We start from the raw sequence: 24,857 nt of genomic DNA, 5'->3' as shown, positions 1-24,857 counted from the left end.
TGAATAATTATTCTTTCAATAAAGCTCTAAATCCTTCTCGTTGAAAATGCTTATCAAAGGTTAATATTTCAACTATTTCTAATTGTCTCATTCTTTCCATTGAAGCAGAATCCGTTAAACTATATCCTTTATCCAATCGCCTTTGATAAAAGTAAAATGCCTGTTCAAATTGTTCGCTAGTTTGAGGAATAATGAGGGTCTTACTATAATTGCGTAAATCACGGGTTAAGCGAATAGCTGATTGACTCAAAAATTGTCCTCGACTACATAAAGCATTGAGTAATTCTGTCAAAACCATTTCGCTAGTAACACCCCTAAAATTACCTAGTTTTGCTGTTATAGTGATAGCAAACTAATGAGCATTATCTTGGGTATCTGCTAAAGCTTGTAAGTAAAATGTATCTAAAAAAATCTGTCTCATTCTTCCTCATCTTCCCTCAGTGCGCCATACATATAATGCTCAGCATTACGGGCAAAATCTCTCGGAAGCTGTTTATCCCATTCTGATGCAGGGACAAATTTACCAATTTCTACTATCCGCTGCCAAAAAGGCTTTTTCTCAAATTCGGGGTCATTTTCGAGAGCATCCCATTTAGCGTTGAGTTCTTCTAAGGATAACTCATTAGTATCAACATGAGAATGATCATTTAAGCTAGTCATAATTAGGTTGGGATTTTGTAATTAATATTATGAATTAATTCTAACAAAAATTAGAGAAGCAAATTAGCTATAATTAAAGAACATTCAAGCTAAATATGTAAAAATCATAACCTTATTGTCTATGCCAAGTGAAATAGAAAGAGAAATACAAGAAGCGGTTCAAAAAAGACGCAACTTTGCTATCATCTCTCACCCCGATGCAGGAAAAACCACCCTCACCGAAAAATTGTTACTTTATGGAGGAGCGATCCATCAAGCCGGTGCCGTCAAAGCCAGACGAGATCAGCGTAAAGCCACCTCTGACTGGATGGAAATGGAAAAACAAAGAGGAATTTCTATCACCTCTACCGTGCTTCAATTTGAATATCGCGACTTCCAAATTAACCTATTAGATACCCCCGGACACCAAGATTTTAGTGAAGATACCTATCGCACCCTTGCAGCAGCAGATAACGCAGTTATGCTCATCGATGCAGCGAAAGGTTTAGAACCCCAAACTCGTAAACTATTTGAGGTGTGTCGTCTCAGGGGACTTCCTATCTTTACCTTTGTCAATAAAATGGATCGTCCCGGACGGGAACCTTTAGAATTATTAGATGAGATTGAACAGGAATTAGGACTGAAAACCTACGCAGTTAACTGGCCCATTGGGATGGGCGATCGCTTTAAAGGGGTGTACAGTCGTCGTCAAAAGGCTATACACTTGTTTGAACGTCGTTCCCACGGCTCCCAACAGGCTCAAGAAGATATTATTAAGCTCGGCGACCCCAAAATTGAAGAATATCTCGAAGAAGAGCTTTATTATCAATTTAAAGAGGACTTAGAAATTCTCGAAGAGTTAGGAGATGATCTTGACTTAGAGGAAGTCCATGCCGGAAAAATGACCCCCATCTTTTTCGGTTCAGCCATGACCAACTTCGGGGTGCAACTGTTCTTAGAAGCGTTCTTAGAATACGCATTAAGACCAGAAGGCCGTAACTCATCTGTTGGGGTGCTTGATCCCACTCATCCTGAGTTTAGTGGGTTTGTCTTCAAATTACAAGCTAATATGGACCCTAAACACCGCGATCGCGTGGCGTTTGTTCGGGTATGTACGGGGAAGTTTGAGAAGGATATGACGGTCAGTCATGCAAGAACTGGTAAAACTGTCCGTTTATCCCGCCCTCAGAAGCTTTTTGCTCAAGATCGCGCTTCCATTGAAGAGGCGTATGGAGGGGACGTTATTGGGTTAAATAACCCCGGTGTGTTTGCTATTGGGGACACCATTTATAATGGTCAAAAGTTGGAATATGAAGGAATTCCTTGTTTTTCTCCTGAGATGTTTTCCTACATTAAAAACCCAAACCCCTCAAAATTTAAGCAGTTTCAAAAAGGAATAAAAGAGTTAAGAGAAGAGGGTGCAATACAAATTATGTATTCTACCGATGACTTCAAACGGGACCCTATTTTAGCTGCGGTAGGTCAATTACAATTTGAAGTGGTACAGTTTCGGATGTTAAGTGAGTATGGGGTAGAAACCAGTTTAGAACCCTTACCTTACAGTTTAGCCCGTTGGGTAAAAGGTGGCTGGAGTGCTTTAGAAAAAGCTGGCCGTATTTTTAACACCATTACCGTGAAAGATAACTGGGGTCGTCCCGTTTTACTGTTTAAGAATGAATGGGGTTTGCAACAGGTGAAAGTGGATCATCCTGAGTTGAATTTAGATGCGATCGCCCCTGTTGGGGTGGGAATGGAACCCGAATAATTGTAGGGTGGGCAATGCCCACCTTATCATATAAGTTAATGATAAAATCAGTTTTTCCATAAGATTTTTATTAAAATATTAAGTGTAATGCAAATTAAAGATAAAGCAATCAACCAGACAGCTATATTTAGTTTTCTCCCTTTATCAAAGCCTAGTTTCTCATATTCTTCTTCAGCTTGAACCCAACCACTAATTATATAGTCTGAAATATCATTTTTATCAGCAAAATACCATCAATCTTTCATCAATGCTTTCGGAGAAATAACACTACCTCTTAATTTTGTTGTTAATCCAAGACATAATACTAAAGCTGAACTCCCTAAAGCTATATATGTTATTATTTGTAATAGTAGACAAGAGTAACAAGTAAAATCTTCAATAATTACTTTTTCTGATAATTCGCTGGTAAATCTGACTAAAACTCCAGTAAATGCCAGAAAAACACTCATTTTTGTATCTAATCTGTTTAAACTTTCTCGTTGTAATTTAAGAAATTCCTCTGTATAACTATAGATTAAATCGGCATTTGTTGATCTTTCTGCCGAAGTTAAATTATCATCATTATAGTCATTAATTTTATCAGTCATGTCTAATAATAACCCTGAAAGTAACTCTAAGTCTGAGGATAAAGCTTCACTATCTTGGAAAAATTCTCAAATTGGTCAAATTAAGGAAAGTGGAAGCAGAATTAGAGTAGTCGATCCTAAAGATACCACATTTGAAAGGTATGATGGTGATCCACCAGCACAACGTTAGTTGTTATTTATTTTAAAAGTTGGGTTGTCTTTTACTCCAACTTTTAGTTAACTTTCCAATAATTAAGTTTATTATGATTACAATTGCTAAATGGTCAGTAGAAGATTATCATAAAATTATTAAAACAGGTATTTTAAATGATCGCCCTGTTGAACTATTAGAAGGAAATATTATAGAAATGTCTCCAGAAGAGCCATTATATCGCAAGAAATGTGATGCTGTTGCTGACTATTTACGGGAAAAATTAAAGGGTTATGCAAAGGTTTATGAAGCGCATCCTATTACCCTTTCAGCTTCGGAACCTGAATCGGATATTGCTATTATTAGATTACCTGTTTCTTTGTATGATAATCATCATCCCTATCCCGAAGATATTTATTGGTTAATCGAAATTTCGGATAAAACGTTAAGCAAAGATTTACATCAAAAACGGTTAATTTATGCTGAAGCAGAAATTAGAGAATATTGGGTTATTGATGTAGAAAAAAGAGAGTTAAAAGTGTTCAAAAATGTATTAAATGGAGATTATCAACAGGAGGAAACTTATACAACAGGGATGATATCAAGTCTTGCTTTTCCTGAGATTGAATTATCTGTAGAAAAAATGATTTAATATATCGTAAGGTGGGCATTGCCCACCCTACAAGGTTAGCTGACTAGGCGTAAATTGCTGTTAGATAATTCTTTTAACAGCCTCTGATTTAACTCTTCAAGTTGGGGAACTGTCTTGGACTTCAATGGTGGAAGTTCATTAGGACATCCAAGTTTATCAGCGTTTTGGAATATCTCTTGCATTAGATATCCTCTTCTGTCTTCATCTTGTTTCCGTTTCTCTTCTTGACTCATGATGGTCATAAACTCGGTTGATACCTGCACAAACTGGGTAAATTCAGTCACAGAATCAGAACGGTCAAGCAGGTTTTGAAGTAGCTCAAATGAGCTATTATAGGTGTAAGGCATAATATTCACCTTTTTTATTTAACGTTTTGTCGGCACTCTAGATTCATCTGGGGTGCTTTCTTCTTTATAGTATAGCCTTACGGATACACGTTAGGACATTTTTTGAAAGCTGTATCAACACATTCTCTAACAGTCTCAAATTCTTTAACTCTCTGTTTCATCCAAGTTTTGAGAACAGACCACCAACGTTCTATCTTGTTTAAATCGGGAGAATAAGGAGGTAGATACCAAATTTCACATCCTACCTTTTCGACTGTTTCTTTAATACTTTGTCCTTGGTGGAAAGTAGCGTTATCAATAATAATTATATCCCCTGGTTGAAGTTGAGGAATCAAACTTTTTTCCAGCCATGTTTCAAATAAATCTCGATTACACGACCCCTCAAAAGTTAATGGAGCAAATATTTCTTGGCGATCGCTTTGAAGTCTCCTGTTTCTTGTTCTCTTTTTAGCCATAAATCGAGAGTATTACGACTTATCCAAGCAGAACGTTATAGTTTGGAGTTTTTAGCCAATCAATTAAATCTCTCTAACTCACCTACTCATCGTGCGCTTGATGATACTAATACAACAGTAGAATTATTAGATTTATTGATCCCTAAAATTAAACAACATAGTCAAAAACGCCAAGAAGTAGTATCTAAATATGGTCAAAACTTTGAAGCTTTAGCGCAACAGATTGAAATGTGGAAAAATGATATATATCGTTTACGTCCTGCTGATTTATTAGGTAAAATATTAGTAGAATCAGAACTTTATCGTTACTATGAAAAAGATGGAGAAAATAGAACAGAAAATCTTCAAAAATTAGTAAAAATGTTTAAAAACAAAGACGATAAAACCCTTAATTCCTATGTTTCACTACGTAATATTTTAGAATATACAGCGTTATCTAAAAATATTGATCACATTTCTAAAGACAATAATCAAGTTTTATTGATCACAATTCATCAGTCGAAAGGATTAGAATTTGATACTGTTTTTGTTGCTGGATTATCTCAAGGAGAATTTCCTAATTACTATAGCATAAAAGACGGAAAAATAGAAGAAGAAAAACGCTTATTTTACGTTGCTATGACAAGAGCAAAAAAATCCTTATATCTCTCAAGTTATTTGAAAGATAAAAAGGGTTACACTAAAGAAATAAGTCAGTTTATTGATGATATTCCCGAAGAATACATAGAACTTGAGTAATAGCTGTTATTAATAATCAAGAAACTCCCTAACTTTTGTTAAATATGTTTCTTTATCTTCTAACATGGGAAAATGAGCCGTTTTCGCTATTTCTACATATTCAATATTATCATTTAATTTTGCTGCCTCTCGTCCCATTGCAGCAGGAATAATAATATCTTTTTCCCCAGAAACTAACAAAGTCGGGACAGAAATTTCTGCAAATTTTTTCGGCATAATTTCTACTGCTTTTTTACTTACCGATGTATAAATGGTTCCTAATGCTGCGTCATAATCTGCTAAAATAAAATCCTCTAAAAAAGCAACTTTTTCTAACTTATCAATAGGACGATGTAAAAACCGAGACATAAATAAACGAGGCGCAAACGGTACTTTTAAGAACCAGTTATAACGAAACTTAACCACATAACCACCAAACAGATGAAATGTATCAAACGCTAACTTATTATACTCAAAAATACCATTACACGTGAGAATAGAACGCTCTAACTTTTCTGGGTACATGGTACTAAATAAAGCCGCTACAGAAGCACCCATCGAATGACTATTCATATAAACTTTATCAAGTTCTAATCCATCTAATAATGCTTTTAAATCTTCTGCATATTCTTCTAATTCGTAAGTCAAAGTTAACTGATTTTCAGGTAATTTAGAACGACCAAAACCCCGTAAATCGTATAATAAACAATCATAATTATCACTTAAAGCTTCTGCGATACTGCGCCAATATCTTGCCGAGCCACCCCAACCATGAACAAACACCATAACCGGCTTTTTTATCATTCCTGGCTGTCGTATCCACTCATAATAATGATCCACCCCACGAACTTTAATAATGCCTGTCTCTTGCTGAATTTCTGGGGTTTTTGTTTCAGTAGTGGATAGATTATTCTCCATAATCTTTAATAATTAGATCAATAAAATGTGTGTTGTTGTATATTAGCTGATTATCTTAGGGGATGGAGTAAATAAAATATTAAATCTTCTTTGAATTAATTAAAATGGTAGGTTACGATGGATTTTGAGATACTCATTATTTCTTAAATTATCGCTGTCTAACGCACCTTACTGTTTGATTGCTGATATAATAACTTATAATTACTTAATATTAATATTTTTATGAACTCTACTTCTTATACGCCTCCTTGGGGACTGAAAAACGGTTTATCAATGAGCGTTTATTCTGGTATATTTGCAGGGAAAAACTGGGAAAAAAATATCCAATTTTCCGAACCTACTTATGAAGAAAAAATTTTTACTGGGGCGCAAGAAACCCCAATTTTTGGTTTAGTAGCCATCCCTAAAAATCCAAGGGGTACCATTGTAGGAACTTATGGTATTGTAGGGGATCTCGATAATCAATGGTATTTACGGGTATTAGCTAGAAAAGCTTATGCTGCTGGTTATGCGGTGGTAATTTTTGATTGGCGCGCTCACGGAAAAACAGCCGAACTATCTCCTACTTTAACGTCAGATGGTATCTATGAGGGTGAAGATTATGTGCGTATTGCAGCCGAAGCGAAGACTATGGGGTGTCCCGCGCCGTTTTGGTTAACAGGGTTTTCTTTGGGGGGACAGTTGGCATTATGGGGAATAAAATCAGCTCAAACCCTGGCAAGTTGGGGTCAAAATCTTCCGATAGAAGCGTCAGATATTGCTGGTGGTGCCGTTATTTGTCCTAACTTAGATTCTAATCGATCGCTTTCTTCTTTGGTTAGTAGTCCGTGGGGTCAATATATTGAAAAAAGAATCGCTAAACAGTTGAAAAAATTAGCTTGGAAAATTTATAAAGCCCATCCAGAAAATCTTGATCCAGAGGCGATTCGTCGGGCTAATAGTATTTGGGGATTTGATGATGAATTAGTGATTAAAAGACTGGGTTTTTCTTCGGTAGAAGAGTATTATCAGGCGAGTAGTCCGTTACCTTTATTACCCAATTTATCGAAACCAACTTTAATTTTTTATGCTGCTGATGATCCCTTATTTGATCCTTCTATTATCCCTGATTTAAAAGCTGCTTGTAAGGATAATTCTTACATCGATTTGAGGGTTACTCAATACGGTGGTCATGTGGGTTATATTAGTAATAAAAATTGTCAGCGTGAATATGGAGATAGCGATCGCTGGTGGGCTTGGAATCGTATTTTAGATTGGTTTGAATCAAAATAAGAAGATTTTATAAGTCATGATTCGGATACCAATTATCATCAAGAATTTGGGAGAGAGAAAAAGGGCAAGAAGATGGATATTCTGATTCATCTCTTAATTTTACTTTGCGTCCATCGGCAAATTTGCTTTCTTTAATCGCTAATTTTCGCGCATCAGGATAGGCACTTTCAACAGCTAAGGGTAGAAATTTACTAATCGATTTATACTTACTTTTTGCTTTTAAAATACGGTTTCTATGCTCATCAATTGAGCGATACCAGCTTAATGTCATCCAGTCGGGGGCATCGGTTTGGACATAAAGTTTGAGTAAATGAGCAATTAAGATAACCAAATTACTTTCAATGGTGTCTTTGGGATTCCCCATTTCTAATAGTTCAAGTAAATTATCCCAATCTAATAGATCAGGATTCTTTTCTTTTAAAGCAATAGTTTGGTTTTCTAACCATTGTTCATAATCAGTTTCGTAAAGATTATTTGTCATTTTCTCATTTCTTTGACTTGATTTCTTTACTTTATTCTCTAGTTTAGTAGAGACGCTTTGTAAAATATCTCTACTAAAAACTAGGGGGAAGATTATTCGGTTTCCTTGTTTAATTCGCTGTCATCTTTTTTGGGAGTTTCTTCAATTTCTTCTCCGTTTTCTTTGGCTTCGTGTTGTTCTAATAGTTGAACAACCTTTTTGCGAATTCCTTGATGTCTTTCTACTCCTTCATAGGCGAAACGGTTAAAATTATTTCTGACAATTTCTGTCTCAATATATTTAACGCGATCACTGGTATCGGGGTGAGTGGATAACCAAGCTGGGGGACTGTTTTTGTGTTCGTCGTCCATCACTACCATTAGGTTGCGAACCCCATCAGCAGCGTAACCAGTCGCAGCTAGTAATCTTGTACCAAATAAGTCCGCTTGTTCTTCCATACCGCGACTGTAGCTTAAGATAGCTAAATTACTAGCGATCCCCCCGACATAGGGAATATAATCGATCACACTGCTAGTTAAAGCCCCTTGGGTCATTTGTTGGAAGCCGTGAGAAAGGACGGAATGGGCTAATTCGTGGGCGAGTAATCCGGCGATTTCTGCTTCTGAGGAAGTTTTTGCGATCGCCCCGGCATTGATAAAGATTTTACCCCCAGGTAAGGCAAAGGCGTTAAGATTTTCGTCCATTACCACGAAAAATTCATATTCAAATTCATCTCTTCCAGCAACTTTGGCTAATTTATGGCCAATTTCATTGATATATCCTGTTACTTCGGGATCTTCAATTAAGGTGAGACGATTTTTAAATCCATCGGCATAACTTTCGCCAATAGCTGATTCTCCTTGTAGTAAAAGATAGCTTGTTTGTAAGGTGGAAAGGGGAGCAAAAACATTCCCCATTAAAGCAGCACCAACGCCCCCCATCACCGCATTTCCTACCACATTCCACGTCATTTGTTCTTGCAGATCCCCTTGATAGCGGTCTAAATTTTTATCCGCTAATTCTTTAAATTCATCCTGTAAGAAATGATCTTGATTAAATACAGAAAATTGACGGGCTGTTAAAGAAGCAGCTAACCAATTTCCGGCTCGTTCATCTGCTTCAATTTTAGCTTTAACTAGAGGGGCTTCATTTGGATACAAACTCACCGCATTTTCTAACACTTGTAATGCTTCTTCATCTTGCTCATCTTTTCTCAAGATTTCGGCATATTTGATATGTCCAGGAATAAATTCTGGATAGTCTTGAGATAATAGTTGTAATGGGGCAATTCGCTTACTTTTGAAGACTTCACTTTCGTTCAAACTTTCTTGATACAATCGCCAGTAAACTGCACCACCTGGTAATAAGTATTCTGGTTCGTAAACCGCTTGAGCTAGAATTTCTCGGTTTAACTCTCCTTCATTTCCAAAGGGTTCTTTTACCTCTCGATAGAATCTTTCCGCTAATAAAGTTTCACCACAATTATAAAAGTGATCTGCTTTAGCAAGGGTAGGATATTCTGTTATTTCAGCTTGAGAAATATTTAATATTGTGTCTTCCTCTTCTTCTTTTCTCTCTTGATTTTCTGTCGTTTTTTCTTCAACTTCTGGTGGCTTTTCTAAGGATAGAGCTTCTGCATTATCAGTCGAGTTTTCTGTTTCGTTTTCAGCAACTTGTACAGGAGTAATTAAGGGATGTTCCACTTGCGGAGGAGCAGCTTCACAACTATCAATAATTGCGGTTGTTGCGTCCTCAGTTGCTTCTAAAGTTGGGGTTTCTGTTGTATTAGAAGTGGTTGTTTCCACTGGTTGCGATTGAGGTTTTTCTTCTGTTGTATCAGTAAAACTTGACTCAGAAACAGTGTTGTTACTTTCTTCAGGGTTATTATTAGATAAATCAGCAATTTCAAAAGATTTATCAGCTTTAGGAGTAGTTTCTAGGGTAATATTTCCTTTTAGAAAGGATGTTTGTTTTTGTTCTATTTCTTGGGATAAAGCAAGATTGGGACAAAGAATCCCAACTACAATAATCGATAAATACCAATTAAGTTTCATGGCCACCTGATTTTTATATATTGATTGACGACAGATATTGCTTCTATGTTATAAACGATTTCCTCTATGGTAACGACTTTTATGATAATTTTAGGTTCTCAGAAGTCAATTTTATGGGAAATTCAAGAGATTTATGACTGAATATTACATAAATCTTAATATTGTGAAAAAATTTCTTTTTGTAAAGGTTAAGCAGTGCTTTTGTTTGGTATTAACCATAACAATTTAAGGTTTTACTTATTGACATCCTCCGAATATTTCTCTAGCAACTATAATAGATGCAGACAATGGTGATTAGTCATCAGTTAAAGCTGTGGTGGTGTGAATAAGTATTATGATCAGAAACCGTTCTCCCAAGCAACGGGAAAATAACTTACAATGTCTTCACAAAAGGGACTCCAAAAGAAGACATCATTCTTTTATTGGTTGGAGTATCAGCGTTGTTTTGTTAGGATTAGCGGGAGGAACCCTAGGTGGGGGTTTTTTAGTGCAACGCAACTTAACTCCTGTAGTAGAGGAGCAGTTACGCACCTTTCTTAATCGTCCTGTAGAATTAGGTGAATTAGAAGGATTTTCTTTCAATTATATTCGCTTTGGACAGACGGAGCTTTTAACGACACCGACTGATCCAGCTAATGTGTCTATGTCGGGGTTAAAGATTGCTTATAATCCTCTTAAATATATTATAGACAGAAAATTAGAAATTGAAGTCATAGCTATTGAACCTTCTGCTTATATAGAACAGGGAAAAGATGGGAATTGGTTACTGACTCAATTTAATACATTAAATCCTAATAGTCCCATTCGCTTAAAAAATTTAGGCATACAAAAAGGTGAGGCTATTATTGTATCTCGTTCTAAGGATGGTGAAAAAGAAACTCCTATAAATATAGAAAATTTATCAGGAATTATTCAACCGATTAATAACAATAGTGAAATCAAGTTTCAAGTTAAGTCTAATTTTGTTAATAGTGATAATAAGGGAAATTTCAATATTGCTGGAATATTTAACCAAGAAAATAGATCAACAAACTTGTTAATTAGAGGACATCAACTTAATGCTGAGATAATTAGTCAAGTTTTACCCCTTCCAATAGAATTAGAAGCGGGAAAAATTGATGCTAACTTAGAGGTTTCACTCGCTAATAAAAAATTAACTAATTTCCAGGGAATAGCTAAGTTAACCCATGTAGACACAAACGTTGAAGGTTTACCTCAACGCTTAAAAACTCATGGACAATTGCAGTTTAAAGGAAAAAAAATAAATTTTGATGAGGTGATAACTCAATTTGGAGAAATTAGAGGAGTCGTTAAGGGTTATCTTGATTTAGATAAAGGATTTAATTTATCTGCGAAAACTCAAGTAATTCCAATTAGAAATATTTTCAAAACGATTAAACAAGAACCGAAAACTATACCCATAATAGGAAAAGTTCAAGGGAATTTAAAAATTATAGGTTCTCTCAATAATCCTGATGTGTTGATTGCTTTAAATAATAAAGATACGATCAAAATTGACCGAGTAGATTTTCAGAATATTAAAACTCATCTAACTTTAAATAAAAAGCAAATAAAAATTAATCAATTTGAAGCTATTCCTACAGTGGGAGGAGAAGTTATAGGCAAAGGAAATATAAATATAAGTCCATCTTCTCCTTTATATTCTATTAATCTCGAAGGAAAAAGTTTACCTACGGCTAGTTTAGGAAATCTCTATAAAACTCATATTCCTAATTACATAAAACAAGTTTCAACTCAAGTTAATTTATCAGGAAATTTAAAAGAACCTGAAAGTTTTAAAGCGATAGGAAAGGCTAATTTTCAAGTAGCAGAAGGTACAGTAAAAGCTGAGCATATTACTTATGCTAATGGAAATTGGCAGAGTAATATTCTAGCTTTGGGAATTAATTTAGATAGCTTTGATTTACCCCTTAACAAAGGTATATTACAAGGAAGTTTTCAAGCTTCTGGTAATATTAGAAAACCTATTAAAGAGAGTTTAAAGGGAATAGGAGAACTTAAAATAAAAGTTGATAATGGATGGATTAATGCTCAGAATATTCAATTGTCTCAAGGAAACTGGCAAGCTAACTTGCAAGTAAATAATGCAAATATAAATCAACTATTACCAAAAACAGATTTAGAAGGAAAAATACAAGGAAGCCTTTATATTGCAGGAGATTTGAATCCTAATCTTAATAATATTCAAGCTAAGGGACAAGGAAGTTTAACTGTAGGTGGCGGTCAAATTGTTGCGAATAATCTATTTTTAAGTGAAGGTAAATGGTCAAGTGAGATAATAGGTAAAAATGTCAATGTTAATAGTTTAACCAATAAAGTTCCTGAACAATTAGCAGGGAAATTAAATAGTAACTTAACCCTGGTGGGAAATGTTAGTCCAGAAACTTTCTTAGAGAGTATAGAAGGAAAAGGTAACGCTAAATTAATGTTATCCCAAGGAACAATCGCAGCGAAGGATCTCACCATTACTCAAGGTAACTTTAACACCACCCTAATACCAGAGGCTATTCCCTTGAAAGTGATCGCTTCTCAATTGACGGGGAATTTATCAGGAAACTTAGAAATTGCAGGAAAATTAAACAAAATATCCCCAGAATATTTACAAGCTAAAGGAAACTTACAATTTAGTCAAGGATTACCCTATATCAATCGTTTTCTCACACAGCTATACAATGGGATGGACAACGCTTAACGTTAGATCAAGTCACTGCATCCGATTTAACCGCAAAAGGATGGTTAGATGTAGATTTAACAAACAAGAAAAATAAATTAGAAGTAATTAAAGCATTTTCTTTAGATATTGATGGAAAAAACTTCGATTTAGCTACTTTTCCTTTATCTTTACCTATCGAAGACTTAGAATATTCAGGAAAATTAGACTTTAAAGGGGGGATCTCCGGTACACCAAAGACTCCTAATATTGAAGGAGAAATGGCATTAATTAATTTAAACATAGGTGATGTTGAATTTGAGCCTGTTATTAGTGGAAATATACTTAAAAATGAAGAAAAAGGACTAAAATTAACTTTAGAAGGGACAAACGATCAATTACATCTGCAACTTGACCCCCAACTGAATCCCCTCACCCTAGCAGTTAAACAGGAAACCATAGATTTAACGGCTAATAAGAAAGAAAATCAATGGAAGATTGCTGTAAACTCCTTTTCCTTGCCTATTATTCAAAAGATTGCTCAAAAACAGTACAAAGATAATCCTTTACTTTTCCAACCCATGACAGGAAAATTATCCGGTCAATTTATCCTAGACTCAAAAAATAAGACGATCGCAGGTCAAAATGTTGCTATTCTTAACCCCATTGTAGGCACAATTCAAGCAAAACAAGTTAAAGGAAACTTTCACTACGCTAACCAAAGCCTATCCCTGCAAAACACTAAAATATTCACCCATAATAGTCAATATGACCTCAATGGACAATTTACTCAAACCTCCAACGGTCCAGAAATAACAGCCAATGTGAACGTTAATCAGGGTAAATTACAGGATATTTTAGAAACTTTACAAATTTTTGAATTAGAAGACTTAAAACGAGGATTAAAACCGCCGAAATACGCAAAAGCAGCCGATCTGTACGAAAATAATTCTAATTTCCAGACACCTCTGTTTAAAGTGGAAACCACTAAACAGTCTCTCGGCGATCGCATGGAAACCCTAAATCAAATTACCGCTTGGTTAGGAAAAAAGGAAGAGAAAAAAGAAGATGCTCAGAGTTTACCTGATTTAGACACATTAAAAGGAGATTTTAACGGTAAAATTGCCCTAAATATGACCCCAAAAACAGGATTAAAACTCAACTTTGATCTGATCGGACAAAAATGGGAATGGGGACAATACCAACTCACCCAGTTTCAGGCCCGAGGTAACTGGAATAAAGGAAATTTAACCCTAGAACCCTTTAACCTACAATTAAAAGATAGCGTCATCCAATTTGCTGGTCACATTGGACAAACTACCCAACAGGGAAACCTGAAAGTCGTCAATATTCCCTTAGACACCCTCTCGCAATGGGTTAACCTTCCCTCCGTCGTCACCCTGGGGGGACAGCTTAACGGACAAATAAACCTCCAAGGAACCCGTAACAACCCTCAAGCATCAGGAAAAGTGGCCATTAATCAACCTAAAATTAATCAAACCCTTTTAGATTCATCTCAGGGACAGTTTACCTACGAAGGGGGTCAATTTAATTTTATCGCTAGTAGTATTCTTGATCGCCAAAGTGAACCTTTGACCATTGAAGGAAGTTTTCCCTACGTTTTCCCTTTAACCCAAGTTCAACCAAAAAGCGATCGCCTATCCTTAAAATTCCAGGCTAAAAATGAAGGGTTAACCTTACTTAATATTCTGAGTCAAGGACAAGTTGCTTGGTTAGGAGGAACAGGATCAGTACAATTAAACTTATCAGGAAAAGTTGATCCTAAACGGGGTATTCCCTACGAACTACAGGCCGATGGTTTAGCTCAGGTTAAAAATGGCATCATTGCCACAAAAATGCTTCCTCAAAGTCCTTTTAAACAAATTCAGGGCAAAATTTTCTTTGATTTAGATACCATTGCCTTTGATAATTTTACGGGACAATTTAGTGGTGGTCAAGTTGCAGTTACAGGGTCTTTACCTCTATTAAAACTAACAGAAAATGACCCATCTTTGACCATTCAGTTAAATAATTTAGCCCTTAACCTTCCGCAAATTTATCAAGGAGGTGTTCAAGGCAACTTAAACATTGCAGGAAGTATATTAAAGCCCGAAATTGGAGGAGAAGTTAATCTGTTTAATGGTCAAATTTTCTTAGGAGAAAAAGGGAAGAAACCCAAGAGTAAAAATCCACTGCTTGCCAGTACCCGATTAAACAATTTACAATTAAATTTAAGAGATAAAATTACTATCAATCGTCTTCCTATTTTAACCTTTTCAACCACAGGAAATTTAGCCTTAAATGGAACCTTAGAGAAACCAGAACCAGAAGGATTAATTACCTTAGAAAATGGTTTAGTTAATCTCTTCGCTAGTCAATTAAGATTAGCTGGTGGAAAAAATAATACAGCCCAATTTTTACCCGAAAAAGGATTTGATCCTTATTTGAATATTCAACTATTCGCTTCTGCTACCGAAACCACACAAAACACAATCAATATTAATCCTAATTCCGCAGAAGTTCCAGAAACCTTTAAAGCCAATAAAAACAGTTTAGAAACAGTTAGAATTAAAGCCAGCGTTGAAGGATTTGCCAGTAACATTACTAAAAGTATTGACTTAAGCAGTCAACCTAAACGAAGTCAACAGCAAATTATTACCCTATTAGGAGGAACCTTTTTAAATACATTAGGAACAGGAGAAACGACATTAGGATTAGCGAATTTAGCAGGAACCGCCGTTTTAGGTCCCGTTCAAGGAGCAATCGGAGAAGCCTTAGGATTGAGTGAATTTCGCATTTTTCCTACTCCTTTAATTAACCAAGATGATGCCCTTGATACTTCCAATATTGGAGTTGCAGCCGAAGCCGGTCTCGATTTAACCGAAGATTTTTCCTTATCCATTCAAACTATTGTTAATAGCGATCGCCCTCCCAGATTAGGACTACAATACCGTATTAATGATAGTACAACCATTCGAGGATCGAGTAACTTTTCTGATGATAATCGTGGTAGTATTCAGTTTGAAAAACGATTTTAATGGGTCATTTTTCTTATGTTATTTTGGTTTAATTAAATGTCAGGTCGTTTCTATCTATTAGTCGGAGTGATGATCTTTGCTGTTGCTAATTCTGTAACTCGCAAATTAACAGAAATAGGAGCGCAAAATCTCATTGATGGCCGAAACCCTATTTCTTTTTGTAACGTTTTATTTGTTGGTAATTTGTGTGCTTTGGTAGCTTTATTGGGGGTTTATTATCCTCAACTGAAAAAAACAGCTTTTAAAAATCTATCATTACGAAATTGGGGCTATTTGCTCCTAGTTGCTTTACTATCTGGAGCTTTAGCACCGGCTTTATTTTTTAGTGCATTAGAAAGAACAGCAGTTAATAACGTTATTTTAGTCAGTCGCATCGAACCCCCTCTGATTTTAGGTTTATCGGTTGTATTTTTGGGAGCGCGAGTTAATCGTTGGGTTGTTAGTGGTGCAATTGTATCAACATTAGGGGTTATCCTTACCGTTGTTTTACAACCGCCACAAGGGGATATGATCGAGATGTCAGGATTTCAATTAGGAATTGGAGAGTTAATGGCCGCAGGAGGTGCAGTTTCTTCAGCGATCGCTAACATTATTAGTAAAGTCAGTTTACAAAATATATCCCTAGGTTTTTTTAACGTGATAAAAACGGCTCTTGGTACGGTTATCTTCTTTGTGATAGCACTACTTTTATATGGTAAAGAGCATTTTATGGACATATCTTCCCCTTTACTGTGGAAATGGATGATAGTCTATGGAACTATTATCGTGGTGGTGGGACAATTATGTTGGTTTGCCGGTTTAAAACGCACCAGTGCATCTGAAGTATCCTTAGCTAACGCTTTTAATCCTATTGCTGGTGTATTAGCTGCTTTTTTGATTTTAGGAGAAATACCAACGACAGCGCAATATTTAGGCGGTTTAGTGATTGTCTTAGGAATTATTTTTAATCAAATTGGTATCGTTCAACAAAACAAAATTTTATCGAAAGCTGTACCAGAACAAAAAATGTCTAATAAAACTAATCTCCCTCCGTCGAACTCACGTTAAGTTAATCTGGAAAATTGGGAGAAAAACACATAGTTTATGGTTTAGAAATGTCATTAACAATCAGCTATATACTATGTTGAATCATACCAAATCCGCTTATTTTAGTAGAGTAACGTTTTTTCTCCCCACTCCCTGCTCCCTGCTCTCTGCTCCGAAAGTTAATACTATACTATCTAAAGCGGATCTAGTATCATTTCCTCCCTTCATGTTTATACTCAATTAATTGTTAATTGTTTATCTTCCTGCGACAATTTCAACTAATCTTGCTGCTAACATTGCTAGCAGTCCATAAATAATCATTGCAGTAATGGTATTAATTTCAATGACACTGTTACCGACATTTATATCATTAAAAAGATTCATGAATGGTGCCACAAAAGGACTTGACCAGCCATAAATTACTTGAGAAAATAAACTATCAGGATTAGCCCCAGCAAACTTTAAAAGAAATCGTAAAACTAGCAAAGTTTCTAAAGCGCTGACTAAGAAAAACATTCCTTTTAATAAGCGATTAACAATAAGATTGCGCCTAGCTTGTTCTATACGATGTTCTTCTTGTTCTAATCTTAGTTCTTCTTGTTCTAATTGCATCTGCTGTTGGCGTTGCTGATACTCATCCTCGGAATGAGTGGTGTTGTGTTCAGAATGTTCATTCATGGTTTTTTCTCTAGAGAAACGACAAAATTTTAATGAAAATTAATAGAGTCAATTAAGGGAATATAAGTTATTTTTAATTGACAATAATTAGAGGGATTATGAATTAGACTTTGCCATTAAAACGATACAAGATCGACCATTGGTTGTGTAATTTTGGGTCGTTATTTCAACGGCTACTTCTAATTCACAAAAGGTTTTATTTAAAGGTAAAGAAGTATCAAGAACACGATACCAACTTTCGCCTCCTTCTAACCAGGGTAACTCAAATTCTAAGGGTTCCCAAAAAGCATTGAGCATGACGTGAAGATACTCGTTTTTCTGAGGATGACGTAAACTAAAGGCTAAAGTACGAGAATAATCTGACCAATCGGGTTCTCCTAATTTTACGCCGTGCCAACTAATATGAGGATGGTTAGGACTATTATAGGCAACCTCTAAACGTTCCTCTTGATTAAATAATTCTAATCCTTGGGTAAAGTGAACTAAACGTCGAACAAAACACCATAAATCATATTCTTTTTCTACGTTATCCCAATTGAACCAACTTAATTCATTATCTTGACAATAAACATTATTATTACCTCTTTGAGTACGTCGTATTTCATCCCCCATTAACATCATTGGAGTTCCTTGGGATAAAAAGAGAATGGTGAAGAAATTTTTAATTTGTTGTAATCGTATTGCATCGATCGCGGGATCATCGGTTTCCCCTTCTACTCCACAGTTCCAACTATTATTATGATTTTCTCCATCTCGATTATCTTCTCCATTCCCTTCGTTATGTTTTTCATCGTAAGACACTAAATCATTGAGGGTAAAACCATCATGACAAGTGACAAAATTAATACTACGATTGATATCGATATCTTGGCGGTGATAAATATCAGGACTTCCCAAAATACGATTAGCCACATGGGGAACCATCCCGCTATCTCCTTTGACAAAGCGACGGACATCATCCCGAAACGGTCCATTCCACTCAGCAAACCAATCTGCTAACTCCACAAACCTTCCGACATCATATAATCCGGCTGCGTCCCAAGCTTCTGCAATCAGTTTTGTCCCTGCTAAAATAGGGTCAGATTCGATAATCCATAAAATATCGGGGGTTGTGCCTCGCAACTCTTCTAAAGGGGTTCCAGAAGAATCTCGCGATAAAATAGAAGCGAGGTCAAAGCGAAATCCATCCACGTGCATTTCTGTGACCCAATAATGCAGACATTCCAAAATTAAACGACCAACAATGGGATGATTACCCCGTAACGTATTACCGCAACCGCTATAGTTTTTGTACTGAGAATGATCGTCTTCTAAAATATAATAAGTAGAGTTATCAATCCCTCTAAAATTCAAAGTAGGACCGTGTTCGTCTGATTCTGCGGTATGGTTAAAGACTACATCTAAAATCACTTCGATGCCTGCTTTGTGTAATGCTTTAACCATGTCCCGAAACTCATTAACCGGTCCAATGGGACTTTGATCCGAACTATAGGGACGATGGGGGGCAAAAAATCCAATGGTACTGTATCCCCAATAATTGGTAAGTCCCGGTCTAACATCTTTGACATCAAAGTAATGGACGGGTAACAGTTCAACCGTGGTGATGCCTAAACTTTTTAAATAAGGAATTTTTTCGATCAGTCCGGCAAAGGTTCCCCGTTTTTCAGCAGATACTCCCGAACTGGGATGACGGGTAAACCCACCTACGTGCATTTCATAGATCACACTCTTAGAATAAGGAATTCTTAAGCGGGGGGTTTCGTCCCAGTCTCCTTCCCAATCATAGGTTTCTGTATCTACCACAACGCTACGTAACGCTTGAGGGCAATTATCCCCTGGATGAGTGGCCGCATCTCGATTATAAATCGAAGATCCAACAATGGCTTTAGCGTAAGGGTCAAGTAAGACTTTTTCAGGGTTGCAGCGATGGCCTTGACTAAGATCGTAAGGACCGTGTACCCGATAAGCATAAACTTGTCCTGCTTCAAGTCCCTCAATAAAAATATGCCAATAATAATGGGTACGATTTAGCTTAGGATCTAAAGGAACAACGTGGGAGGGTTGAGGATCATTTTGTCCGTCAAATAATAATAATTCTATAAATGTTGCTTGTTTTGAGAAAATACAAAAATTAACCCCATTTTTTCCATCGTTTTCGACTGTTGCACCGAGGGGATAACTTTCGCCTGGAAGGGTTTTGAGGCTCATGAGGTGTGGTTAGGAGTGATTAGCTAAATATTACTAGAACCTTAACTTAACTTTTTTTTTTAATCTTTGTTTTTTACTATATTTTTAGATTAAATAGAACTGTCCTTTAACCAACTTAAAATCTATAGTTGACTCGTTTGTGAAAGAATTTTGAAATAATCTGCGATCGCCATAAGTTTAGGCATTGTCGGTTATGTACAAAATTCTTAAAAATGATAAGTCAATCTTTGCCTTGAGGATATTTTGTAGATTGCTTATACTATATTTTTGTTGTTTAGGAATTATTTTTTACAAATGCTTGTAGTAATTCGATATCTTTGATTTCCAGCATACCATTGCTTTTAAATTCAATCATTATCTGCGCTACAGCAGGGTTAGTATTTTTTTTGAAATGGGCGCGCACTTCAAAGGTACAAAAATCTTCGTTAGGAGAAATACTGGTTGACCAGTATCGAATGGTCGTTCCGAGTGGACTTTTCTCACTTCGGCCTAATTTGACCGTAATGTTATCTTTCGTTTTTAACGCTCTTGCTTGAAATCGACAAGCCAAAATGCACTCTGGAACCATTGGCTCAGCAACTTCAAACAAAACAGCTTTCCGCAAGGGTTCATTGATGGTTAAGAAATCAGATTTATTACCATAGGCTTCGATTCGCCAACCAGTCTCGTCGATAAGTGTAATTCCATCTTTTTCTACAGTTGGATCGTTAACTGTGAATCGGTGAATAGGAATAAACGGTTCTTCCGCTTCAGGAACACTGAATAGTTTTTCTATATCCTTGACGGTTTCTTGTACTTTAGAAGCTACCGCGTCTTGCAGACTTTTAAATAAATCATCAAACATAGTAATGTTGTTTAAGTGTATGACATCCTTATCATTCCCTTTTGGTCATACGAAATAACTATTTAAACCGTATCTAAAAGGATCAATTATTCTTTTTTGTTCAGGAGATAGAGGAATAAAATGAAAGCAGTCTCCTCGGTGGCCGCCGGGGGACATCAAAAAAATAGTATTACTTAGGAGTTTAACTCATGAATGAGCCATCTACCGTTACTTATCCCACCGCAGACATTCTTCAACGCATTGAGGACAAGTTAGACAGCAATCACAAGGATGTTAATCAGAAATTAGACAAGATGTCAGAACGCCTTACCAATTTAGAAGTAGGACAAGCAAAGTTAACTGAGAAAGTCGAGGGTATGGATAACCGATTAAAGGTTGTTGAAGGAACCCAAAAAAATCAGGTTTGGGCATTGATCGTCCTTTTGGGGGGTGCTATTGTCACCGCCGGCGCGAGATTCTTTTTTACCACCAATCCCTAATCATTTTAAGGGGGCCACCATACGACCCTTTTCTTGGCTATTTTAAACCCGTCAAGAAGATTAACCTATAAATTGCCAAAGCCTTTCTTTTTCTTTTTCTTGGCTTTTTTCTTCTTGCCTCCACCATGACCGCGAAATCCTGGAGGCGCGCTTTGACCAAACATACCGCCCATTCCTGGCATTCCACCACCCATTCCTGGCATTCCACCGCCCATTCCTGGCATTGCAGGCATTCCTCCTTGTCCCATTTGCTGCATCATTCCGCGCATACGGGTAAAATTCTTAATTAGTTTACTAACTTCCGTTTCAGGATGCCCAGAACCCTTGGCAATACGACGGCGACGATTAGGAGATTTTGCCAATAAATCAGGGTTTTTCCGTTCTTCTAGGGTCATAGAACTGATCATAGCTTCAGTGCGTTTCAGTTCCCCTTCACCTTTTTCGATGTCCTTGGTACTCAGTTTATTCATCCCCGGAATCATTTTTAAAATGCTGCCAAATGACCCCATGTTTTTCATCAGACGCATTTGTTTGAGGAAGTCGTTAAAGTCGAATTTTGCTTCTAAAATTTTAGACTGCATCTGTTCGACATCGGATAGATCAATCTCTTCTTGTGCTTTTTCAACTAACGTTAAAACATCCCCCATACTCAAAATACGGGAAGCCATGCGATCGGGATAAAAAGGTTGTAATGCTTCAACTTTTTCCCCAACCCCCACAAATTTAATGGGTTGCCCCGATATTTGCCGTACAGAAAGGGCAGCACCCCCTCTGGTATCCCCGTCCATTTTGGTTAAAATGGCTCCTGTTACCCCAATTTGGTCGTGAAAAGTACGGGTTAAATTTGCTGCTTCTTGCCCCGTCATAGCATCAACTACAAGCAAGGTATCATCAGGGTTAACTGCTTTTTTGACGCGAGATAATTCTAACATCATCTCTTCATCTATTTGCAGTCGTCCGGCGGTGTCAATAATGACGGTATCGATGCCCATTTCTTTGGCTTTTTCGACCCCTTGGGTGGCAATATCGACGGGGTTTGCCTGGTTTCCGAGTTCAAAAACGGGAACATCTATTTGTTCTCCCAGGGTGATTAATTGGTCAATAGCTGCCGGACGATAGATATCCGTTGCTACCATCAAAGCACTACGCTGTTGTTTACGCAGATATAGGGCTAATTTCGCTGTGGCGGTGGTTTTACCTGTGCCTTGCAACCCGGCCATTAAAATGACGGTGGGGGCGTTTTCTGCTTGGGCGAGAGGAACGTTACTTTCCCCCATCACTTTGACTAATTCATCATAAACAATTTTGATCAGTTGTTGGCCAGGGTTCACCCCGGCAATAACTTCTGCACCGATCGCAGCTTTTTCTACATCTGCAATGAAGGTTTTAACGACTTGCAAATTAACGTCTGCTTCTAAGAGGGCCCGACGCACCTCTTTTAAAGCGTCTTGCATATTGGCTTCGGTGATCTTATCTTGACCCCGTAATTTTTTCCAAGCGTCTTCTAAGCGATCGGCGAGAGCATCAAACATAAGGCTTTTGTGGTGTTAGGTTATGATAATTGATTAGTTGGCAACTGTTTCAATTGTACTGGATTGAAGTTGTAAGTTCTTGAAAATTATTATAATGGTACTAATCAGGAGTTTCGAGAAGGAAACTTAACATGAGTACCAAAATTACAGTTCGAGAAGCAGCGTCTATCTTAAAACTTACTGAACAGCGTGTTCGGACTCTTTGCCGAAATAGGCTACTTCAATCTCAAAAGATTGGAAGAATGTGGCTTATTGAAGAAGAAAGTATGTTGCAGTATGGGCTAAGGACAGCACACTACGTTGCAGAAGATCATCCAATTTATAACAATAAAAAAAGTAGACCCATTGCAATTAGCTTTTTTTCTGGGGCAATGGGTTTGGATCTAGGAATAGAACAAACAGGTTTTGATATAAAATTAGCTTGTGAAATTGATAAATATTGTCGTCAAACTATTACCTTAAATAAGCCTAATATAGCTTTAGTTGGAGATATAAATAGTTATTCAGCAGATGATATTCTTTCATATGCAGGGTTAACTCGTTCAGATGATATTGATTTAATTGTTGGAGGTCCTCCTTGTCAAGCATTTAGCACCGCAGGAAAAAGAAATGGATTAAACGATAATAGAGGAAATATATTTCTCACTTACCTAACTATTATTTTCGATATTCGACCCAAATATTTTGTCATTGAAAATGTCCGTGGACTATTATCTTGTCCCCTAAAACATAGACCTCATAATATGAGAGGGACAGAGTTTCCTAATTTAACTTTTGACGAGCTTCCAGGTGGTGCTTTAAATTTTGTTCTTAGCCTTGTAAGAAACAATGGCTATTCATTTTCATTTAATCTGTACAACAGTGCAAATTTTGGAACACCTCAAATAAGAGAACGAGTTATCATAATCTGTTCAAGAAATGGAGAAAAACCTCCATTTTTAGTACCGACTCACTCAGAAAAGGGACAATATGGACTTAAAAAATGGAAAACATTTAGACAAGCAACAAAAGGAATTAGTACGCATCATCACTTAACATTTCCTGAAAAGCGATTAAAGTATTACAAAATGCTTTCAGAAGGACAAAACTGGAAGTCTTTACCTAAAAATTTACAAAAAGAAGCACTAGGAAAATCTTATTATGCAGGTGGAGGAAAAACAGGTTTTTTACGACGACTTTCATGGAATAAACCATCTCCTACTCTAGTAACTCATCCCGCTATGCCTGCCACCGATTTAGCTCATCCACAAGAGAATAGACCTCTATCTATCGAAGAGTATAAAAGAATACAAGAATTTCCTGATGACTGGCAATTGGCTGGCCCTCTTATTCAACAATATAAACAAATAGGGAATGCTGTACCCATAAGTTTGGGGAAAGCAGTAGGCTTGTTAATAATGAAACTTTTAAATCAGGAGAATATTCCAGATTATTCTAATTTTAGTTTTTCAAGATATAAAAATACTAGCGATACAGAATGGCAAACCAAGTTTGAAAGTACATCTTCTAATTTATAACTGTTTAAATTATATTTTTCCTAGAGAAATATCATTACTTTTGAGAATTTCTGTATCTTTTTTCTTCATCTAAATATTGCCTCACAAAATTTATAAAACCTTGTTCATTCAAAGAATAACCCTGCATTGATGGTGGAAGATTATCCCAATTAGTTTTTCCAGTTTTAGAAAATGACCGAAACCATTTTTGAATTGGAGTTCCATTGCGAATAGCACTACTCGAAGAGTTTTCTGAGTTATCTCTGTTTTTTATCTGCAAGGGTAACCATGTTCCATCATCATTTCGGCGAATAAAATCAATTGCTTTGACAAAGTTTCCACAACACCAATGCCAACCATTTGAGCGAAGTACCGAGTCAAGATATCTTTCCAAAAGCGCACCAACACAGTTTTCTGCACACATTGAATGTTGATGCTGAAGTTTAATTTGATTACACTGTTCTTCGCTATATCCATAAGCCACTTGCATAACAACGCTAACTATTTCATCAGGGATTGTTTGTGGTATTGCTGGAAAATCGGACTTTCTATAACCATCAAAATATTTTTGAGCCAATATATTTAATCCTTCATCATTAAGGACAGAAGGCTTTTTTTTACCTCTCCAAGATAAAAATGTTGGGTTATCTGAGAGAAAACAACATACTTCCGTAAATGATACAATTAGGCTTCTCTCATCTTCTGTTGTTGCAGTATTTTCTGCAATTGTCTGAGCCATTGCTTGATTGAATTCCACTTTTAATGTGTCCTCTTGAGAAATTCGTAAGAATCAGATTGCTTTAAATCATACTGATTGCACAGGGAAAAGTTTCTAGATAACTTCTGCACCGATCGCAGCTTTTTCTACATCTGCAATGAAGGTTTTAAC

The 24,857-nt window shown here is 36.5% G+C and carries 22 protein-coding genes and 2 pseudogenes; 10 read left to right on the top strand and 14 right to left on the bottom strand.

Annotated features, from left to right (window positions below):
- Positions 1 to 7 precede the first annotated feature (7 nt).
- Both CY0110_RS14730 and CY0110_RS14725 read right to left on the bottom strand, forming a co-directional pair.
- Positions 8 to 421: pseudogene (locus CY0110_RS14730) on the bottom strand (type II toxin-antitoxin system VapC family toxin).
- Positions 418 to 660 carry a hypothetical protein gene (locus CY0110_RS14725; RefSeq protein WP_008276259.1) on the bottom strand — a complete coding sequence of 81 codons (243 nt, stop codon included), beginning with the start codon at positions 658 to 660 and terminating at the stop codon, positions 418 to 420. Before CY0110_RS14725 ends, CY0110_RS14730 begins: the two are co-directional and overlap by 4 nt.
- A 121-nt stretch (positions 661 to 781) precedes the next feature.
- Between CY0110_RS14725 and CY0110_RS14720 the strand changes: the two genes are divergently transcribed.
- Complete coding sequence (locus CY0110_RS14720) at positions 782 to 2,404, top strand: peptide chain release factor 3 (RefSeq protein ID WP_008276258.1); 1,623 nt, start codon at positions 782 to 784, stop codon at positions 2,402 to 2,404.
- 233 nt (positions 2,405 to 2,637) lie between these two features.
- On the opposite strand, the gene CY0110_RS14715 is transcribed toward CY0110_RS14720, so the two are convergent.
- Positions 2,638 to 2,991 carry a hypothetical protein gene (locus CY0110_RS14715; protein WP_008276257.1) on the bottom strand — a complete coding sequence of 118 codons (354 nt, stop codon included), beginning with the start codon at positions 2,989 to 2,991 and terminating at the stop codon, positions 2,638 to 2,640.
- Between CY0110_RS14715 and CY0110_RS29975 the strand changes: the two genes are divergently transcribed.
- Both CY0110_RS29975 and CY0110_RS14710 read left to right on the top strand, forming a co-directional pair.
- Positions 2,990 to 3,160 carry a hypothetical protein gene (locus CY0110_RS29975; RefSeq protein WP_008276256.1) on the top strand — a complete coding sequence of 57 codons (171 nt, stop codon included), beginning with the start codon at positions 2,990 to 2,992 and terminating at the stop codon, positions 3,158 to 3,160. The two genes, CY0110_RS14715 and CY0110_RS29975, sit on opposite strands and share 2 nt — an antisense overlap.
- A gap of 73 nt (positions 3,161 to 3,233) precedes the next feature.
- A complete protein-coding gene (locus tag CY0110_RS14710) occupies positions 3,234 to 3,773 on the top strand; it encodes a Uma2 family endonuclease (protein ID WP_008276255.1) in 540 nt (179 codons plus the stop codon).
- Positions 3,774 to 3,808: 35 nt separating this feature from the next.
- On the opposite strand, the gene CY0110_RS14705 is transcribed toward CY0110_RS14710, so the two are convergent.
- Both CY0110_RS14705 and CY0110_RS14700 read right to left on the bottom strand, forming a co-directional pair.
- Positions 3,809 to 4,120 (bottom strand): hypothetical protein, encoded by a 312-nt coding sequence (locus CY0110_RS14705; RefSeq protein ID WP_008276254.1) that lies wholly within the window; start codon positions 4,118 to 4,120, stop codon positions 3,809 to 3,811.
- A 77-nt stretch (positions 4,121 to 4,197) separates the two neighbouring features.
- Positions 4,198 to 4,527, bottom strand: a pseudogene (locus tag CY0110_RS14700) (transposase); the annotation flags it as partial.
- Positions 4,528 to 4,617: 90 nt separating this feature from the next.
- Here CY0110_RS14700 and CY0110_RS14695 point away from each other — a divergent pair.
- Positions 4,618 to 5,313: a 3'-5' exonuclease gene (locus CY0110_RS14695; RefSeq protein ID WP_008276253.1), complete on the top strand. Its 696-nt coding sequence runs from the start codon at positions 4,618 to 4,620 to the stop codon at positions 5,311 to 5,313.
- A gap of 9 nt (positions 5,314 to 5,322) precedes the next feature.
- On the opposite strand, the gene CY0110_RS14690 is transcribed toward CY0110_RS14695, so the two are convergent.
- Positions 5,323 to 6,210 carry an alpha/beta fold hydrolase gene (locus CY0110_RS14690; RefSeq protein ID WP_008276252.1) on the bottom strand — a complete coding sequence of 296 codons (888 nt, stop codon included), beginning with the start codon at positions 6,208 to 6,210 and terminating at the stop codon, positions 5,323 to 5,325.
- A gap of 222 nt (positions 6,211 to 6,432) precedes the next feature.
- Between CY0110_RS14690 and CY0110_RS14685 the strand changes: the two genes are divergently transcribed.
- Positions 6,433 to 7,482 (top strand): YheT family hydrolase, encoded by a 1,050-nt coding sequence (locus CY0110_RS14685; protein ID WP_008276251.1) that lies wholly within the window; start codon positions 6,433 to 6,435, stop codon positions 7,480 to 7,482.
- 7 nt (positions 7,483 to 7,489) lie between these two features.
- On the opposite strand, the gene CY0110_RS14680 is transcribed toward CY0110_RS14685, so the two are convergent.
- Both CY0110_RS14680 and CY0110_RS14675 read right to left on the bottom strand, forming a co-directional pair.
- A complete protein-coding gene (locus CY0110_RS14680; RefSeq protein ID WP_008276250.1) occupies positions 7,490 to 7,963 on the bottom strand; it encodes a DUF29 domain-containing protein in 474 nt (157 codons plus the stop codon).
- A gap of 92 nt (positions 7,964 to 8,055) precedes the next feature.
- Entirely contained in the window at positions 8,056 to 9,996 is a 1,941-nt protein-coding gene (locus CY0110_RS14675; protein ID WP_008276249.1) for a M48 family metallopeptidase, read from the bottom strand.
- Positions 9,997 to 10,330: 334 nt separating this feature from the next.
- Here CY0110_RS14675 and CY0110_RS30940 point away from each other — a divergent pair, with 334 nt between their 5' ends.
- Entirely contained in the window at positions 10,331 to 12,709 is a 2,379-nt protein-coding gene (locus CY0110_RS30940) for a hypothetical protein (RefSeq protein WP_008276248.1), read from the top strand.
- Positions 12,710 to 12,716: 7 nt separating this feature from the next.
- Here the strand turns inward: CY0110_RS30940 and CY0110_RS30935 are convergent, their stop codons facing one another.
- Positions 12,717 to 12,971, bottom strand: a complete 255-nt coding sequence (locus CY0110_RS30935; protein ID WP_008276247.1) for a hypothetical protein — start codon at positions 12,969 to 12,971, stop codon at positions 12,717 to 12,719.
- Between CY0110_RS30935 and CY0110_RS30930 the strand changes: the two genes are divergently transcribed.
- Together CY0110_RS30930 and CY0110_RS14665 are read left to right on the top strand one after the other, a co-directional pair.
- On the top strand, positions 12,949 to 15,705 hold the full coding sequence (locus tag CY0110_RS30930; protein WP_008276246.1) for a translocation/assembly module TamB domain-containing protein: 2,757 nt from the start codon (positions 12,949 to 12,951) through the stop codon (positions 15,703 to 15,705). The two genes, CY0110_RS30935 and CY0110_RS30930, sit on opposite strands and share 23 nt — an antisense overlap.
- 36 nt (positions 15,706 to 15,741) lie before the next feature.
- Complete coding sequence (locus CY0110_RS14665; RefSeq protein WP_008276245.1) at positions 15,742 to 16,752, top strand: DMT family transporter; 1,011 nt, start codon at positions 15,742 to 15,744, stop codon at positions 16,750 to 16,752.
- A 234-nt stretch (positions 16,753 to 16,986) separates the two neighbouring features.
- Here CY0110_RS14665 and CY0110_RS14660 read toward each other — a convergent pair whose 3' ends face one another.
- The 3 genes from CY0110_RS14660 to CY0110_RS14650 all read right to left on the bottom strand — a co-directional run bounded on the left by CY0110_RS14660 (position 16,987) and on the right by CY0110_RS14650 (position 20,461).
- On the bottom strand, positions 16,987 to 17,409 hold the full coding sequence (locus CY0110_RS14660; protein WP_008276243.1) for a YggT family protein: 423 nt from the start codon (positions 17,407 to 17,409) through the stop codon (positions 16,987 to 16,989).
- 96 nt (positions 17,410 to 17,505) lie between these two features.
- On the bottom strand, positions 17,506 to 19,617 hold the full coding sequence (gene glgX / locus CY0110_RS14655) for a glycogen debranching protein GlgX (RefSeq protein ID WP_008276242.1): 2,112 nt from the start codon (positions 19,615 to 19,617) through the stop codon (positions 17,506 to 17,508).
- A gap of 274 nt (positions 19,618 to 19,891) precedes the next feature.
- A complete protein-coding gene (locus CY0110_RS14650) occupies positions 19,892 to 20,461 on the bottom strand; it encodes a hypothetical protein (RefSeq protein WP_008276241.1) in 570 nt (189 codons plus the stop codon).
- Positions 20,462 to 20,649: 188 nt separating this feature from the next.
- On the opposite strand from CY0110_RS14650, the gene CY0110_RS14645 reads away from it, so the two are divergent.
- Positions 20,650 to 20,940, top strand: a complete 291-nt coding sequence (locus tag CY0110_RS14645) for a hypothetical protein (RefSeq protein WP_008276240.1) — start codon at positions 20,650 to 20,652, stop codon at positions 20,938 to 20,940.
- Between the two features lie 65 nt (positions 20,941 to 21,005).
- Here the strand turns inward: CY0110_RS14645 and ffh are convergent, their stop codons facing one another.
- The gene (gene ffh, locus CY0110_RS14640) at positions 21,006 to 22,472 is read right to left on the bottom strand and encodes a signal recognition particle protein (protein WP_008276239.1); all 1,467 of its coding nucleotides are present in this window, start codon (positions 22,470 to 22,472) and stop codon (positions 21,006 to 21,008) included.
- Positions 22,473 to 22,603: 131 nt separating this feature from the next.
- Here ffh and CY0110_RS14635 point away from each other — a divergent pair, with 131 nt between their 5' ends.
- Positions 22,604 to 23,989, top strand: coding sequence for a DNA cytosine methyltransferase (locus tag CY0110_RS14635; RefSeq protein WP_008276238.1), 1,386 nt, complete (start codon positions 22,604 to 22,606; stop codon positions 23,987 to 23,989).
- Between the two features lie 34 nt (positions 23,990 to 24,023).
- Here the strand turns inward: CY0110_RS14635 and CY0110_RS14630 are convergent, their stop codons facing one another.
- Complete coding sequence (locus CY0110_RS14630) at positions 24,024 to 24,725, bottom strand: SinI family restriction endonuclease (RefSeq protein ID WP_008276237.1); 702 nt, start codon at positions 24,723 to 24,725, stop codon at positions 24,024 to 24,026.
- Positions 24,726 to 24,857 lie beyond the last annotated feature (132 nt).

The organism is Crocosphaera chwakensis CCY0110 (assembly GCF_000169335.1).
Classification (GTDB): Bacteria; Cyanobacteriota; Cyanobacteriia; order Cyanobacteriales; family Microcystaceae; genus Crocosphaera; species Crocosphaera chwakensis.
This window is presented reverse-complemented; position numbering and strand designations above follow the sequence as displayed.